This window comes from Pseudomonas weihenstephanensis, assembly GCF_016812185.1.
In the GTDB taxonomy this organism is placed as follows: domain Bacteria; phylum Pseudomonadota; class Gammaproteobacteria; order Pseudomonadales; family Pseudomonadaceae; genus Aquipseudomonas; species Aquipseudomonas weihenstephanensis.
The window spans coordinates 630,309-644,014 of sequence record NZ_JAAEBV010000001.1; the positions used below are offsets into that span (position 1 = coordinate 630,309).

Consider the following 13,706-nt stretch of genomic DNA (forward strand, 5'->3'; position numbering starts at 1 on the left):
TAAGCGAGGGGTCAGGACACAGCTTTGATACAGGTCAACACCGCCATGGGAGGGCACGGCTCAGGCGACATCAGGTTTTGGCTTGAGCGCGCTTATGGCGTTCCATGTAGCGCTCAACATATGAGCAGGAAGGAATGACTTCGTAACCCATGCGTTCTGCATACTCAAGGGCCTGCTCGGTCAAAGCAGCCGCAATCCCGCGTCCACGCAAGGCATTGGGTACAAATGTGCGGTAGATATCCAGCGTCTGCTTACCCAGATCCATGTAGGTCAGGTAGGCACGATGACCGTCGACAGTGGTCTCAAACTGGTGACCTGCCTGGTCATGGTGGATAGACAGCGCCTCGCTCATCATTATTCCTCGCGGGTCTTGAACCGTGACCCCTACCTTACTGATGTTTTTCCGTCGAGGGAACCACCCGGCACCCAGCCTGATAGCGCCTGCAAAAATCAAGGTGCCAAGCCTGCATAAAGAGTAGCCAACCTCGAAATAAATGCTCATGCGCTACGACCAAACGCACGCTTGAATCGCTCGTTAAGGCGCAGCACAACTGAACCTTTTTACGAAACGTTGAGGCTATGACGTGAACCCTGGACTAAAGTCACTTGAAACCTTAGGGTTCCACCTCATATAGGGCGCTGTGCTTAGTGCGTCAAACTGACTGTTTTTCAAGCACAATCTGTTAAAGCTAGCCCATGGCCAGCCATTACCAATTATTTTTTTTGGTTCTTGCGCTAGGTCAGTTTACTTACTACAAGTAATGGGTAGTATGTACGCCGGCTGTTTCCTCATGTTGAAGGAGCAGCTTCAATTAGAAAGTCCTTGAAGGGGAACACGATGAACAACGTTCTGAAATTCTCTGCTCTGGCATTGGCCGCAGTTCTGGCTACCGGTTGCAGCAGCGTATCTAAAGAAACTGAAGCCCGTCTGACTGCAACTGAAGATGCAGCAGCACGTTCCCAGGCTCGTGCTGACGAAGCCTACCGTAAAGCTGACGAAGCACTGGCTGCTGCTCAAAAAGCACAACAGACTGCTGATGAAGCAAACGAACGTGCTCTGCGCATGCTTGAAAAAGCAAGCCGCAAGTAATAGTCCTTCGGGGCTGTTACCAAGCCGATCCATTTTATGGGTCGGCTTTTTTTTGCCTGATGCTTTCTCAACAGGCACTAAAAAGCCGCCGAAGTGTTAACTGCGGCGGCTATTAGTTGAACGCTTACTGCACGTAGTCGAGCGACTGTCCTTCATCGGCCGAAGGCATAACGGTCGTAGTAACGCCAATTTCTTGCGGTATTCCAGTTTCAGCACCCACCACCGCGAACGCTTTATCTTTGTCGATTTGAATGCTGTTTTCCAGTTCTTTGTGCTTGAGCAGAAAATTGATAAAGCCTGCGTATTTGTTCTGCAAATCTTCTGGTGTCAGATGAGACTTGTCGCTCTTGGCGACGAGAGAGCCATCTTTGACATTCAGCGGTTCATGCACTTCCAGGTAAACCCTGCCGTTGCTGAAACCAATTTTATAAGGCTCGTTGATGATGCGCACCGGTGTACCGACCGGCACCATCTGCGACATTTCAAGCACGTTTTTATTCAACATGCGAAAGCAGCCATGACTGGTGCCCGTGCCAATACCAAACTTGGCATTGGAGCCATGAATCAAATAACCGGGCATGCCGAGGGTGAACTTGAAGGGCCCCAGGGGATTGTCCGGGCCAGCAGGCACGACATTGGGCAGCGGATCGCCATTTTTGGCATGCTCAGCCTTGATCGAGGCCGGCGGTGTCCACGTCGGATTAGGCGTCTTGGCGGTGATTTTGGTCTGCCCCAAAGGCGATCCCCAGCCTTCACGGCCAATGCCCAGCGGAAAGGTATAGACCTTGTTTTGGTCTTTGGGGAAGTAGTACAACCGGTACTCGGCCAGGTTGATCACGATCCCCTCACGCTTGCCTGGCGGCAGAATGAACTGCGTTGGCAACACGATATTGGTGTCGACAATTGTGCCATCGAGGTTCTTTTTGACCGGCAACCAGGCATCCACGCCAGGGTTGGCTGCAATCATTTCCGAATAGCCCAGTTCGTACTCATTGCCCAGGTCTGCAAAGGAGTCTTCATACCTGCCTTGGATGATCTGCACCTCACCCACCACATCGTCGCCAGGCGGCGGCAGCGGGAATTCGAGTGCACTCACAGGGCCCGCAACACAGAGGGCGGCAACTGACAGATAGCGGGTGACGGCAGGTAGGCGCGACAACATCCGGAACATCCTTCGCATAATCAACGGGGGACAAAAATGGGAGTGTACACGCAGCCTGCCGGGATCAGGAGGCGGCGTACCACGCCGAAACACTCAGACGAGGTAGATCATAGTTCAAAGCGCAACTCAGGCCAGATCGGCTCGGTGCCACGGCGTTGCGATTCAATGATTGCGCGGCACAGCGGGCACAGCCGCTGGTCCTGAAAAACCTTGCGCGTGACATCGGACCAACGAGGCTGCGCAGGCAGTAACGAGCCACATAATGTGCGGTCAATCGTGCCTCCCAGCTCCAATTGACGCGTCACCAAATGCACCCGTACCTCCTGGCAGGCGAACAAATCGAGCTGTTCATCGGGCTCGATCAGTTGATAGGCATATAAAGACCAGGCAGGACGCGACATCAGGGGCTCCAAATCGGGGGGGCGCCACCTTAGCCGAAACGCTGCCACTAGAAAAGCATCAAAGCAGCGGTTTTAGCACTGGCCACACATTATCCAGCAAAAGCCCCTGCGCCCCGGCCGCCGGGTGAATGCGATCAGCCTGCATCAGCTCGGGTTTACCCCCCACGCCCTCCAGGAAAAACGGCACCAGCGCGACCTTTTTCTCGTTGGCCAACTCACCATAAACCGCCGCAAATGCCTGGGTATAACGCGCACCATAATTGGGCGGTAACTGCATACCTAACAGCAACACTTTGGCCCCCGCCTGTTGCGAGGCTTCGATCATGCTTGCAAGATTCTGTTTCAATTGAGCAGGCAGTTGCCCGCGCAACCCGTCATTGCCACCCAGTTCGACAATCACCACATCCGGTTTATGCTCTGCAAGCAGCGCCGGTAAACGCGCCAGCCCGCCAGCACTGGTATCGCCACTGATGGAGGCATTGATCACTTTATCGTCATGACCTTCCTTGCTCAGTCGCTGCTCAAGCAAAGAGACCCAGCCCAGACGGGTATCCAGGCCGAAACCCGCGCTGATACTATCGCCAACGATCAAGATTGTTCCCGCCGCTGCGTTCTGCGCCATACACATCAGGGCCAGAGCAGCACTTAAAAACCACACACGCATTGGATTCTCCATGGGCGAAAGTATTCTCACCGCGCAGAACCTTAGCAAAGTGGTTCCCAGCGCGGAAGGCGAGTTAATCATCCTTCACCCGCTGAACCTTGAATTGAACAAAGGCGACAGCCTGGCCATTGTCGGGGCTTCCGGCTCTGGCAAGTCAACCTTGCTGGGCCTGCTGGCGGGACTGGACTTGCCCAGCAGCGGCGAAGTCACCCTCGCCGGGCGTGCCTTGAGTACGCTGGACGAAGACCAGCGCGCCAGGGTGCGCGCCGAACATGTCGGCTTTGTGTTTCAGTCCTTTCAGTTGCTCGACAGCCTCAACGCGCTGGAAAACGTCATGTTGCCGATGGAGCTTGAGGGCCGCAAAGACGCCCGCGAGCAGGCCCGCCATCTGCTGGAGCGTGTCGGTTTGGGACAACGCTTGAGCCACTCCCCGCGCCAACTGTCCGGCGGTGAGCAGCAACGCGTTGCCATCGCTCGCGCCTTCGCCGCCAACCCGGATGTGCTGTTTGCCGATGAGCCAACGGGCAACCTCGACAGCCACACGGGGGAGCGCATCACCGACCTGCTCTTTGAATTAAACAAAGAGCGCGGCACCACACTGGTACTGGTGACCCATGACGAACGCCTGGCACATCGTTGCCGACGTCTGATCCGCCTTGAAGCTGGCCGCATGGTCGGCCCTCTGGAGCCTTGATGGCACGCCTGCCGCTGTTGCGCCTGTTCAGCCTTGCCCTGCGCCAACTCCTGCGTGATGCACGCGCAGGCGAGTTGCGCGTGTTGTTCTTTGCCCTGTTGGTCGCCGTCGCGGCGAGTACCGCGATTGGTTACTTCGGGGCGCGCCTCAATGGCGCCATGTTACTGCGTGCCACCGAGTTTCTGGGGGCCGACCTGGTGCTGGATGGCACCTCGCCTGCCCGTGACGAGCAAGTGCGCCTGGGCAGAGAGCTGGGGCTTAAACATGCACGCGTGGTGGAGTTTTCCAGCGTGATCGCCACGGACAACGGCATTCAGTTGTCCAGCATCAAAGCGGCAGATGACGCCTACCCTTTGCGGGGCGAACTGAAAAGTGCGGCCCAACCCTATGCCGATGAACAAGCAGGCGGCGGCCCCCTGCCCGGCGAAGCGTGGGCAGAATCGCGATTGCTCACCGCGCTGGACTTGCACGTCGGCGACACCATCGACGTGGGTTCCAAAACCGTACGCATCACCCGCGTGTTGACCTACGAACCCGACCGGGCTGGCAACCTTTACAGCCTCACACCCCGCGTATTGATCAACCTGAACGATCTGGCGGCCACCGGCATTATTCAACCCGGCAGCCGGGTCAATTTCCGCGAACTGTGGAGCGGCGAAGGGCCTGCGCTGCAATCCTACCGCCAAGTGATCGAGCCCGGCCTTGAGGCGAATCAGCGCCTGCTGGACGCCCGTGACGGTAACCCGCAAATAGGTGGCGCGCTGGGCAAGGCCGAGCGCTATCTGAACATGGCCAGTCTGGTTGCCGTGTTGTTGGCAGGTGTCGCCGTTGCACTGTCGGCCACCCGCTTCGCCAATCGCCGTTTTGATGCCAGCGCACTGCTGCGCTGCCTGGGCTTGTCGCGCCGCGAAACCTTGTGGCTGTTTGCCCTGCAACTGACTGTGCTCGGGCTACTGGCCAGCCTGGCAGGCGCCCTGCTCGGCTGGTTCGCGCAACTGGGCCTGTTTGCCTTGCTACACAATTTGCTGCCCTCGGACGTACCACCGGGCGGTTTGATGCCCGCCATCGCCGGCATGGGCACCGGCTTGGTGGCGCTTGCCGGGTTTGCTTTGCCGCCGCTGGCTGCGCTGGGGCGCGTGCCGCCGCTGCGTGTATTGCGTCGCGACATGCTGCCGATTCCCGCCAGCACCTGGAGTGTCTACGGCGCAGCATTGCTCGCACTCGGGCTGATCATGTGGCGCATGAGCCTGGACCTGGTATTGACCTTCGCCTTGCTCGGCGGCGGCGTGTTGGCGGCGTTGGTGTTGGGCGGGCTGTTGCTGCTGGGCCTGCAAAGCCTTCGTCGCCTGCTGGCCGGGGCGTCACTGGCGTGGCGACTGGGTCTGGGTCAGTTGCTGCGTCACCCCCTGGCGGCGGCCGGTCAAGCCCTGGCCTTTGGCTTGATACTGTTATCGATGGCCTTGATTGCACTGCTGCGCGGGGAGTTGCTCGACACCTGGCAAAACCAGCTCCCCAAAGACGCACCCAACTATTTTGCGCTGAACATCCTGCCCGCCGACAAAGACACCTTCGGCGCCCGGTTGATGGACCTGCAAGCCACAGCCGCGCCGCTCTACCCGGTGGTTCCGGGGCGCTTGATCAGCATCAACGGTGAAGCCGTGCAGGGTCTGGTCAGCAAAGACTCCAGCGGTGACAAAGCCATCCAGCGCGACCTGAGCCTGACCTGGGCCGCCGACCTGCCCGCGGGCAATGAACTGACCGCCGGCACTTGGTGGGCTCAACAGCCCGGCGGCGGCATCCCCGGTGTGTCGGTCGAAGCCAAAGTGGCCGAAAGCCTGAAGCTGAAACTGGGCGATCACCTGACCTTCAGCGTCGCCGGGGTCAACCGTGAGGCAACCGTCACCAGCCTGCGCAGCATCAACTGGGACAACTTCCAGCCCAACTTCTTCATGATCTTCCAACCCGGCACCCTGCAAGATTTGCCTGCCACCTACCTCACCAGCTTTTACCTGGCACCGGGGCACGACAAGGAGATCATCGAACTGTCGCGCAGCTTCCCGGCGGTCACCATCTTGCCAATCGAAGCCTTGTTGGCCCAACTGCGCAGCATCCTTGCGCAAGTGACCATCGCCGTCGAGTACGTGCTGCTGTTTGTACTGGCGGCAGGCATGGCGGTGTTGTTTTCCGGCTTGCAGTCCACCCTCGACGAGCGTATTCGCCAGGGAGCCCTGCTGCGCGCACTGGGTGCCGAACGCGCCTTGCTGATCAAGGCACGGCGCATCGAATTCGGCTTGCTCGGCGCCACCAGTGGCCTGCTCGCAGCCTTGGGCACCGAATTGGTCAGCCTGGTGCTGTACCGGTTTGCCTTCGACCTGCCGTGGCACCCCCACCCGTGGCTATTGCTGCTGCCCGTGGTGGGCGCACTGATGGTGGGCGCTGCAGGTGTTTTCGGCACCCGAAGGGCGCTCAATACCAGCCCACTGACAGTGCTGCGCGAGGGCTGATAGACTCGCACCCTTCTCTGCCAATGGATTGCCCATGAGCCGCTATCGCCCTCCTCGCCCTGCTGGCACCGCGCTGATCACACCGCAAGGTGAAGCGCGGATGCGTGCTGAACTGCACGAGTTGTGGCATGTGCGCAGGCCACAAGTGACACAGTCCGTCAGCGAAGCGGCGGCTCAGGGTGATCGCTCCGAAAATGCCGAATACACCTACGGCAAAAAAATGCTGCGTGAAATAGACAGCCGCGTGCGCTTCCTGACCAAGCGCCTTGAAAGCCTGAAGGTGGTCAGCGAAAAACCCAGCGACCCCAACAAGGTCTATTTCGGGGCTTGGGTAACGATTGAGGATGAAGAAGGCAAGCAAGCGCGTTACCGCATCGTTGGCCCTGATGAGCTGGACCTCAAACAAGGTCTGATCAGCATCGACTCACCTCTGGCCCGCGCACTGATTGGCAAGGCGCTGGACGCCGAGGTGCAAGTCCAGACGCCTACCGGCGAACAGTGGGTGTACATCGTAGCGATTGATTACCCGTAAGCGCTTCAGCGCAAGGTAATCAATCCCTGACGCGATACGCGTACGAGATGGCGAATCACCGTTTCGGCCTGAAAAGCGCCGGGAGACTGGATCACCGCCAGATCAAAGCTGTCGTTGGCAAACCGCGCGAGGGTGTCACCCGCTTCGACAAACTGGATCAAAAACGCAGAAGCCCGGCCCTTGCGACGCGGCCAGCCGTCCAGATAACGCAACAGCGTTGGCTGATGCTTGCCGCCCAGAAGGATTTTTGGATTGCGAAAGGTTTGATTCGCCGTGATCGGCGCAAGACGTACAAAGGGACGTGGCTGACTCATCTATCGGTTCTCCGCCTCAGGATTCTGCGTGGCAGGTGAGAGGCAACACCGAACCAGCGCTTTAGCGGTATTTCGAGGCCTGCTTCAAGCCTCTTAGGTGGTCTGACGAACACCTGGCGCCCCGCAAGTAGCTGTTTAAATCGGCGCAAGAAAACATCCTAGATAAACCGGCTTGCAGCTGTCAAGAATCACGTATCCAAGTATTTGCGCAATATCAATGTGGACACCGATTGATGCCTGCCACAGTCCCTGGGAGCTTTGAGCTGACGAGGTACGATCGAATGCGCAGGTCGTACTCAATTGAATGGTTTGCGACGGCTGCACAGCCTCGCATTACTCGTCAGAGCCTACGGATGGTGTGTCCATCATTTGTAGTCGCTGACGAGGTACGAGGCTGCGATCGAGTGCGCAGCGCTGGTAAACCCGACCGTTGCAGTCTTTACCTGAGGTGCCCCGTCGAATGCCTCACCCACAATGTTGAGGGTTGTTGCGCATTATCGGCGGGCAATCGCACCGTCGAGCGAGGCCTTGCCCGCGCCTTCAATCAACACCGCAAGGGTGCCACCCAGCAATGCCAGAGCAAATTCATAACCGTTATTGGCCATAAACAGACCATGGCTGATATGCACCGTGAAGATCGCAACCAGTAACGTGAACGACAAACCCAACGCAGCGGGGCGCGCCAGCAAACCAATGATCAGCGCCAGACCACCAAAGAATTCAGTGCCGCCCGAGAGCAGTGCCATCAACGTACCCGGCGCCAGGCCTATGCTTTCCATCCATTGCGCCGTACCCGCCAGCCCTCCGCCGCCGAACCAGCCAAAGAGTTTTTGTGAGCCGTGGGCCGCAAAGATGATGCCGACAAAAATGCGTAACACTGTCAGGCCGTAACCCGCGTGAGTCCCTAAAACAGATTGGGTCAATTTGCTCATGGTGCAGTCCTTTCGTTAATCAGGCTGGGAATGAACGCCATACTAATCGGTTTTTATCATATAAAAAGCCGAATAAACGCGACATAAGAATCAACTTATTCGATTATTTGCGAGAGGCCAGCTTGGCTTGAGCTGGCTCCAGCGAGTCGCGCTCCCGGTCAAAAGCTAAATAGTATTTGTTCACACTATTAACATAGCTGACCGCTCCCATTCCCACCTGCTCCATGGCAATGCGTTCGACCTGAAAGAACCACTGATTGGGGTTCAGCCCCCGGCGCCTGGCTTCTGCGCGCATGGCCTGCACCCGCTCCGGCCCCATGTTGTAGGCCGCCAGCACAAACGCCATGCGTTCACGCTCGTTCAATCGCGGGCTGGCAAAGAATTTGCGCCGGATCATTGCCAGGTACTTGGCCCCGGCCTGCACATTGCCCTCAACATTTTGAATGTTATTGACGCCCACCCGCTGTGCGGCCGAAGGCGTGATTTGCAGTAGCCCGGTCGCGCCTCCCGACCCTTTGGCATTGGGATTGAGCGTGGACTCCTTGAAGGCCAGGGCGGCAAGGTTCAACCAGTCCATCCCCTGTTGCTGCGCATGTTTTTGCAACACCGGGCGCAGCTTTTCAAGCTTCTGCCGATCAGCGCGCGCGAGGGGATAGTGCACGCGATACAAGCGCCGATAGACCCGCTCAAACGCCACGTTTTGATCTGCTGGGACGGTGTAAGTGGTCAAAAAACGATCAACGCTGGCGCGTAACATTGACGCATCACGCCGCACATACCAGCGCATAGCACCCGGCTCGCTCACCAGTACCTTGCGATCAAAACGCAACTTGGGCATCAATTTCGCCCAGCGCTCGGCAATCGGTTGCTCGACCAAGGTGAGGTGATAAATACCCGCCTGCACCATCTCCAGCACATCTTCCACGGCCAACGTGGGGTCAACCCATTCGATGTTCACTGGCGGCAATTTGCGCAGCGCCAGCTTTTGATTGATCACGTTCAGCGCCTCCCCTGCCGCGCTGCCCGTCGTGAGCGCGACCGTGCGACCCGACAACTGCTCCAGACGCGTATAACGGCGTTCGCCCTTGACCCCGACCAGCATCAGCGGCACGCGTTCGATAATCGGATCACTGGGGGTGACTGCGTGCGTTGGCTTGACGTCCAGCAGTTCGCCGGGCGCCATCAAATCGCCTTCCCCGCGCAACAATGCGCCAAGCAATTGATCTTTGGCCTTGGGAATGATTTTAAGGGTGATTTCCTGACCGTCGCGGGCATGCCCGTTGAGGTAGCGCTCAAAAGCCCGCAGCCGGTGATATTCAACACCAACCGACTCGCCCTGCACTTGCCCCGAACTGTTGCGACTTTGATTGACCAGCACCCGCAGCACCTGACTGCTGCGAATTTGCGCCAAATCGCGCACCTGACTTGGCTGCCCGGCTTGTAGCGGGCCTGCCAAACGTGCCGTGGCCGTAAAAGGCAACAGCATCAGGCACAGCGCAATCAATAGCGTCGCTCTCGTCATCCGTTCTCCGCAAACAAAACAGCCCGCCAGCCTGTCGGGTTACCCGACAACCGGTCGCCTTTATGAGGCTTTTGCAGCGCTGCCAGTTGTGTGCAAATGCGCGAATGCCACCGTTCAAAGACCGGGCATTGCACAATTGCGGCATTCAAAGACAACCATAACTGTCTGTAGTTCTTGGTTTTTCTTATTAAATCTACAGCTCTGATATGCTTCGCGGCCTGTGGCCTGAGGTAGCACCATGCAACTCATCGATATCGGCGTCAACCTGACCAACCCAAGCTTTGACGGTAAACACCAGGCGGTGCTGGACCGTGCCTACGCAGCTGGCGTGAGCCAATTAGTGCTCACCGGCACCAGCGTCGAGGGCAGTGAACAGGCACTTCAGTTGTGCCACGAACTGGATGAAAGCGCTCAGCGGCTGTTCTGTACGGCGGGCATTCACCCGCATTCAGCCAGCGACTGGAACGCCGACAGCGCCGCGCGTTTAAACGCATTGCTCAAAGAGCCGCGAGTGCGCGCCGTCGGCGAATGCGGGCTGGACTTCAACCGCGACTTCTCACCCCGCGCACAACAAGAAAAGGTCCTGGAAGAACATCTGGCGCTGGCCGTGGACTTGCAACTGCCGGTGTTTTTACATGAGCGCGACGCCAATCAGCGTTTGCTGGAAATACTGCGCGACTATCGAGACCGCCTGCCCGCCGCTGTCGTGCATTGCTTCACCGGTGAGAAGCGCGCGCTGTTCAGCTACCTCGATCTCGATTTACACATCGGCATGACCGGCTGGATTTGTGACGAGCGCCGTGGCACGCATTTACACCCCTTGGTACGCGATATCCCGCGGGGTCGCCTGATGCTCGAAAGCGATGCGCCGTATCTGCTCCCGCGCACCTTGCGCCCAAAACCCAAAAATGGCCGCAACGAGCCCGCTTATTTGCCTGAGGTGCTGCGTGAAGTGGCGTTGCATCGCGCTGAAAGTGAAGCCGAACTGGCCGAACACAGCACGGCTTGCGCCCGTGCATTTTTTGGTTTGCCTGCACCGATTTAACCGTGTCTGGTAACCGCTGGCGCAGGCTGCACCCGCGGTTACACAAGGCAAGCCCATCCCACGCCCTTGACCCATATCAACACGAACGTCATCGACTGACGGCACAATGATGGCACCTTGCCAATATTGTTTCCGCCAAATCAGAGAAGACCTTCCATGGGTGCCTGGCTTAGCAACATCTCGCTCAAATACAAATTCTGGGCCGTCAACGCAGTGGCCTTTGTCACCACACTGTTGCTGGTGCTCTACGCCGTGCAACTCGAACAGCAATCGCGTAGCGACGCCGCGCAGGCCAACGCCCGCGCCCAGGCCCAGCTTCTCGCTGCCTGGCCGGTGGGGCAACCCCTGCCACAGGCGGATTTTTTGTTGCCGGTCACCGCCAGCCACGTCCCCGCCCTCAACGAGCAACCCCTGCCGCAGCTGAGTGAAGCCACCGGCTGGGTATCGATCAATCACATGCCGTTCTTCGGCCAGGACCCGCTGCTGGGCGCCGATGTCGTCACCCGCGCCGATGGCCAGCGCGTGGCCGTGCTCGCTTGGGCGCCGAGCCTGGCACAAGTGTTTGTGGAACGCCTGGCCAACTACGCCGTGGCAGTGTTTGTACTGATGCTGGCCATGCTGTGCGCCTCCCAAGTGCTGATTCAGTTTTTGCTCAGTCAACTCAACAAATTAAAAGACGTGATGCTGCACGTTGAAAAAACCGGCGACCTGTCGGCTCGTGTGCCGTTGGCCTGCACCGATGAAGTCGGGCAAATGGCAGGCGCGTTCAACGCCATGCAGGCCGGTTATCAACGTATCGTGCAGACCGTCGCCGCCACTGCCGCGCAATTGGATGAAGGCGCCGCGCGGCTGGCCAGCAGCATGGACGAGGTACGCCACGGCATGCTCGGCCAGCAAAGTGAGACCGACCAGGCCGCCACAGCCATCAACGAAATGACCGCCACGGTCTATCACATTGCCCAGCATGCAGGCGCCACCCGCGACCTGTCACAAACCGCCGACATCCTCGCAGGCAGCGGGCAACAAGTGGTCATTCGAGTGCAGGACTCCATCGCCAGCCTGTCCAACGGCGTGCAGCAAACCGCCGAAATGATTCAGCAACTGGCTCAAGACAGTCAAAAAATCAACGGCGTGGTCAGCGTGATTCACAGCATTGCCGAGCAAACCAACCTGCTGGCCTTGAACGCTGCCATTGAAGCGGCCCGCGCAGGCGAGATGGGACGCGGCTTTGCGGTGGTGGCTGATGAGGTGCGCAACCTCGCCAAGCGCGTGCAAAGCTCGACCGACGAAATCACCACCATGGTCTCGGCCTTGCAAGCGGGCACCCGCGACGCCGTGGACTTCATGCAGGAAAGCTCGTTCAAAGCTGACGATTGCGTGCAGCAAGCCCAAGAGGCCGGCGCAGCCCTGGCAGAAATCACCAGTGCCGTGGCGCAGATGCGCGAGAGCAACACGCAGATCGCGGTCGCCGCCGAACAACAAAGCCAGGTGGCTGAAGAAATGAACCGCGCGGTGGTCAGTATTCGCGACGTGACCGAAAACACCGTGCAACAAACCGTCGACTCGGCCACCACCAGCAATCAACTGGCGACCCTGGCCGGTGAATTGAACAGGGCCATTGGCCAGTTGAAGCTATAAGGCCAATAGCCATTCTTGATTCGTCTCGTCGGTGGCCCCGGCCTATCCTTTGTTCATCCGGTTCAGCACACGCTGAACCTCTGAACTGAACAAAGGAGTGCACTCATGGGCAAACGTCATCCCAACCTGCCAGCCTGGCAATGGCGCTCGAACCCACAGAGCCGTCAGGGCGCGTCCCGCCAGGCAATTGATCTGATCGCCGTCGCCTTGATGGTGGTGGCTTTCTTGCTGCTGGCTTCTGGCATTTTCAGTGGCAACGCTTCAAGCGCCGTGATTGGCCTGGTCACCCTTTTTGCAGCAATGAGCTTGCAGCATCAAGGGCACAAGGTTCAAAACGAGCCACATAGCCAAGCGTTTTGATTAACCAAACACCGCAACTGTTTGGCGGCTGATCGCAATTAACTCGCCTGCGGGCGACCACAGGTTAGCCGCCACATGACCATAACCGTCTTGCGCATGCTCGATCACCGCCAGGTACTTGCACCATTCAAGGGTGCTGAGCTGCGCCAAGGGCTGCACAAACTCGACCGTCCAGGTCAACGTGCTGCCAGCGGCCGGCTTATCGAGCAGCGCCAGCAATGCCGGCGGCCAGGCATCGACCAGCGCCAATAAATGGGTTTCAGTCAGCGGTTCATCCTTGACCTCTCCCGCCAAACGCACCCAGCCGCCCATTTCACGCCCGCCCTTGCCGGTAAATGGCAGCGCGCCCACTGCCCACCCCATCGCCAGATGGCGCATGAACTCAGGGGTAATACCTTTGATGTAAGGCAGCAGAGGGCACTCGTCGACCGGTTTCATATCGGGTGCTGGCACGCTGTGCATCTTGACCGCGGACTCACGCGGCGCGCCGAAGCTGCCCTGAACCAGCGTCACCACTTGACCGTTTTGCAGCGCACGCCCCAGCACCTGGCTGACCGCCTTGCCTTCACGCAGCACCTGGACCTCAAAACTGATCGGCACATCAGGCTCGGCCGGGCCGACAAAACTCACCGATAAAGAACGCAAGGCGCGCTCAGGGCTGATCTGTGCGCGCATGGCCTCATACTGCAAGGCCACCATCAAGCCACCAAAAGTGGCGCGTCCCTGACCCCAATCCGCCGGGATCGTCACCGCAGACGGGTCGTTACGCACGGCCGCAACCAATTCACAAAACTGCATGAGCACCTCGAAACCGATGAATAAGCGCCAATACTACCCACGCACCTTAA

The 13,706-nt window shown here is 58.5% G+C and carries 15 protein-coding genes; 7 read left to right on the forward strand and 8 right to left on the reverse strand.

Annotation, left to right across the window (positions count from 1 at the left end):
* Nucleotides 1–70 precede the first annotated feature (70 nt).
* A complete protein-coding gene (locus GYN01_RS02675) occupies nucleotides 71–352 on the reverse strand; it encodes a GNAT family N-acetyltransferase (RefSeq protein WP_048365226.1) in 282 nt (93 codons plus the stop codon).
* Nucleotides 353–838: 486 nt separating this feature from the next.
* On the opposite strand from GYN01_RS02675, the gene oprI reads away from it, so the two are divergent.
* Nucleotides 839–1,090 (forward strand): outer membrane lipoprotei OprI, encoded by a 252-nt coding sequence (gene oprI / locus GYN01_RS02680; protein ID WP_003172710.1) that lies wholly within the window; start codon nucleotides 839–841, stop codon nucleotides 1,088–1,090.
* 124 nt (nucleotides 1,091–1,214) lie between these two features.
* Here oprI and GYN01_RS02685 read toward each other — a convergent pair whose 3' ends face one another.
* The 3 genes from GYN01_RS02685 to GYN01_RS02695 all read right to left on the reverse strand — a co-directional run bounded on the left by GYN01_RS02685 (nucleotide 1,215) and on the right by GYN01_RS02695 (nucleotide 3,317).
* The gene (locus tag GYN01_RS02685) at nucleotides 1,215–2,252 is read right to left on the reverse strand and encodes a L,D-transpeptidase family protein (RefSeq protein WP_203306557.1); all 1,038 of its coding nucleotides are present in this window, start codon (nucleotides 2,250–2,252) and stop codon (nucleotides 1,215–1,217) included.
* 107 nt (nucleotides 2,253–2,359) lie between these two features.
* The gene (locus tag GYN01_RS02690) at nucleotides 2,360–2,653 is read right to left on the reverse strand and encodes a hypothetical protein (protein ID WP_048365224.1); all 294 of its coding nucleotides are present in this window, start codon (nucleotides 2,651–2,653) and stop codon (nucleotides 2,360–2,362) included.
* A gap of 58 nt (nucleotides 2,654–2,711) precedes the next feature.
* Nucleotides 2,712–3,317, reverse strand: a complete 606-nt coding sequence (locus GYN01_RS02695; RefSeq protein WP_048365223.1) for an arylesterase — start codon at nucleotides 3,315–3,317, stop codon at nucleotides 2,712–2,714.
* Nucleotides 3,318–3,327: 10 nt separating this feature from the next.
* Between GYN01_RS02695 and GYN01_RS02700 the strand changes: the two genes are divergently transcribed.
* From GYN01_RS02700 to greB, 3 genes are read left to right on the forward strand one after another with little or no spacing between them, the layout of a single operon-like run.
* Nucleotides 3,328–4,011, forward strand: coding sequence for an ABC transporter ATP-binding protein (locus GYN01_RS02700; protein ID WP_048365222.1), 684 nt, complete (start codon nucleotides 3,328–3,330; stop codon nucleotides 4,009–4,011).
* Entirely contained in the window at nucleotides 4,011–6,515 is a 2,505-nt protein-coding gene (locus tag GYN01_RS02705) for an ABC transporter permease (protein WP_048398842.1), read from the forward strand. The genes GYN01_RS02700 and GYN01_RS02705 overlap by 1 nt, the downstream gene beginning before the upstream one ends.
* A gap of 34 nt (nucleotides 6,516–6,549) precedes the next feature.
* Complete coding sequence (gene greB, locus GYN01_RS02710) at nucleotides 6,550–7,047, forward strand: transcription elongation factor GreB (RefSeq protein WP_048365220.1); 498 nt, start codon at nucleotides 6,550–6,552, stop codon at nucleotides 7,045–7,047.
* A 5-nt stretch (nucleotides 7,048–7,052) separates the two neighbouring features.
* Here greB and GYN01_RS02715 read toward each other — a convergent pair whose 3' ends face one another.
* The 3 genes from GYN01_RS02715 to GYN01_RS02725 all read right to left on the reverse strand — a co-directional run bounded on the left by GYN01_RS02715 (nucleotide 7,053) and on the right by GYN01_RS02725 (nucleotide 9,815).
* Nucleotides 7,053–7,361: a hypothetical protein gene (locus GYN01_RS02715; protein WP_048365219.1), complete on the reverse strand. Its 309-nt coding sequence runs from the start codon at nucleotides 7,359–7,361 to the stop codon at nucleotides 7,053–7,055.
* Nucleotides 7,362–7,855: 494 nt separating this feature from the next.
* Complete coding sequence (locus GYN01_RS02720; RefSeq protein ID WP_048365218.1) at nucleotides 7,856–8,293, reverse strand: DoxX family protein; 438 nt, start codon at nucleotides 8,291–8,293, stop codon at nucleotides 7,856–7,858.
* 103 nt (nucleotides 8,294–8,396) lie between these two features.
* A complete protein-coding gene (locus tag GYN01_RS02725; RefSeq protein WP_048398837.1) occupies nucleotides 8,397–9,815 on the reverse strand; it encodes an MltF family protein in 1,419 nt (472 codons plus the stop codon).
* Nucleotides 9,816–10,053: 238 nt separating this feature from the next.
* On the opposite strand from GYN01_RS02725, the gene GYN01_RS02730 reads away from it, so the two are divergent.
* The 3 genes from GYN01_RS02730 to GYN01_RS02740 all read left to right on the forward strand — a co-directional run bounded on the left by GYN01_RS02730 (nucleotide 10,054) and on the right by GYN01_RS02740 (nucleotide 12,858).
* Nucleotides 10,054–10,860, forward strand: coding sequence for a TatD family hydrolase (locus GYN01_RS02730; protein ID WP_048398835.1), 807 nt, complete (start codon nucleotides 10,054–10,056; stop codon nucleotides 10,858–10,860).
* Nucleotides 10,861–11,016: 156 nt separating this feature from the next.
* Nucleotides 11,017–12,498: a methyl-accepting chemotaxis protein gene (locus tag GYN01_RS02735; RefSeq protein ID WP_048365215.1), complete on the forward strand. Its 1,482-nt coding sequence runs from the start codon at nucleotides 11,017–11,019 to the stop codon at nucleotides 12,496–12,498.
* 105 nt (nucleotides 12,499–12,603) lie between these two features.
* Nucleotides 12,604–12,858, forward strand: coding sequence for a hypothetical protein (locus GYN01_RS02740; protein ID WP_048399548.1), 255 nt, complete (start codon nucleotides 12,604–12,606; stop codon nucleotides 12,856–12,858).
* Here the strand turns inward: GYN01_RS02740 and GYN01_RS02745 are convergent, their stop codons facing one another.
* Nucleotides 12,859–13,656 (reverse strand): acyl-CoA thioesterase, encoded by a 798-nt coding sequence (locus GYN01_RS02745; RefSeq protein WP_048398833.1) that lies wholly within the window; start codon nucleotides 13,654–13,656, stop codon nucleotides 12,859–12,861.
* Between the last annotated feature and the right edge of the window lie 50 nt (nucleotides 13,657–13,706).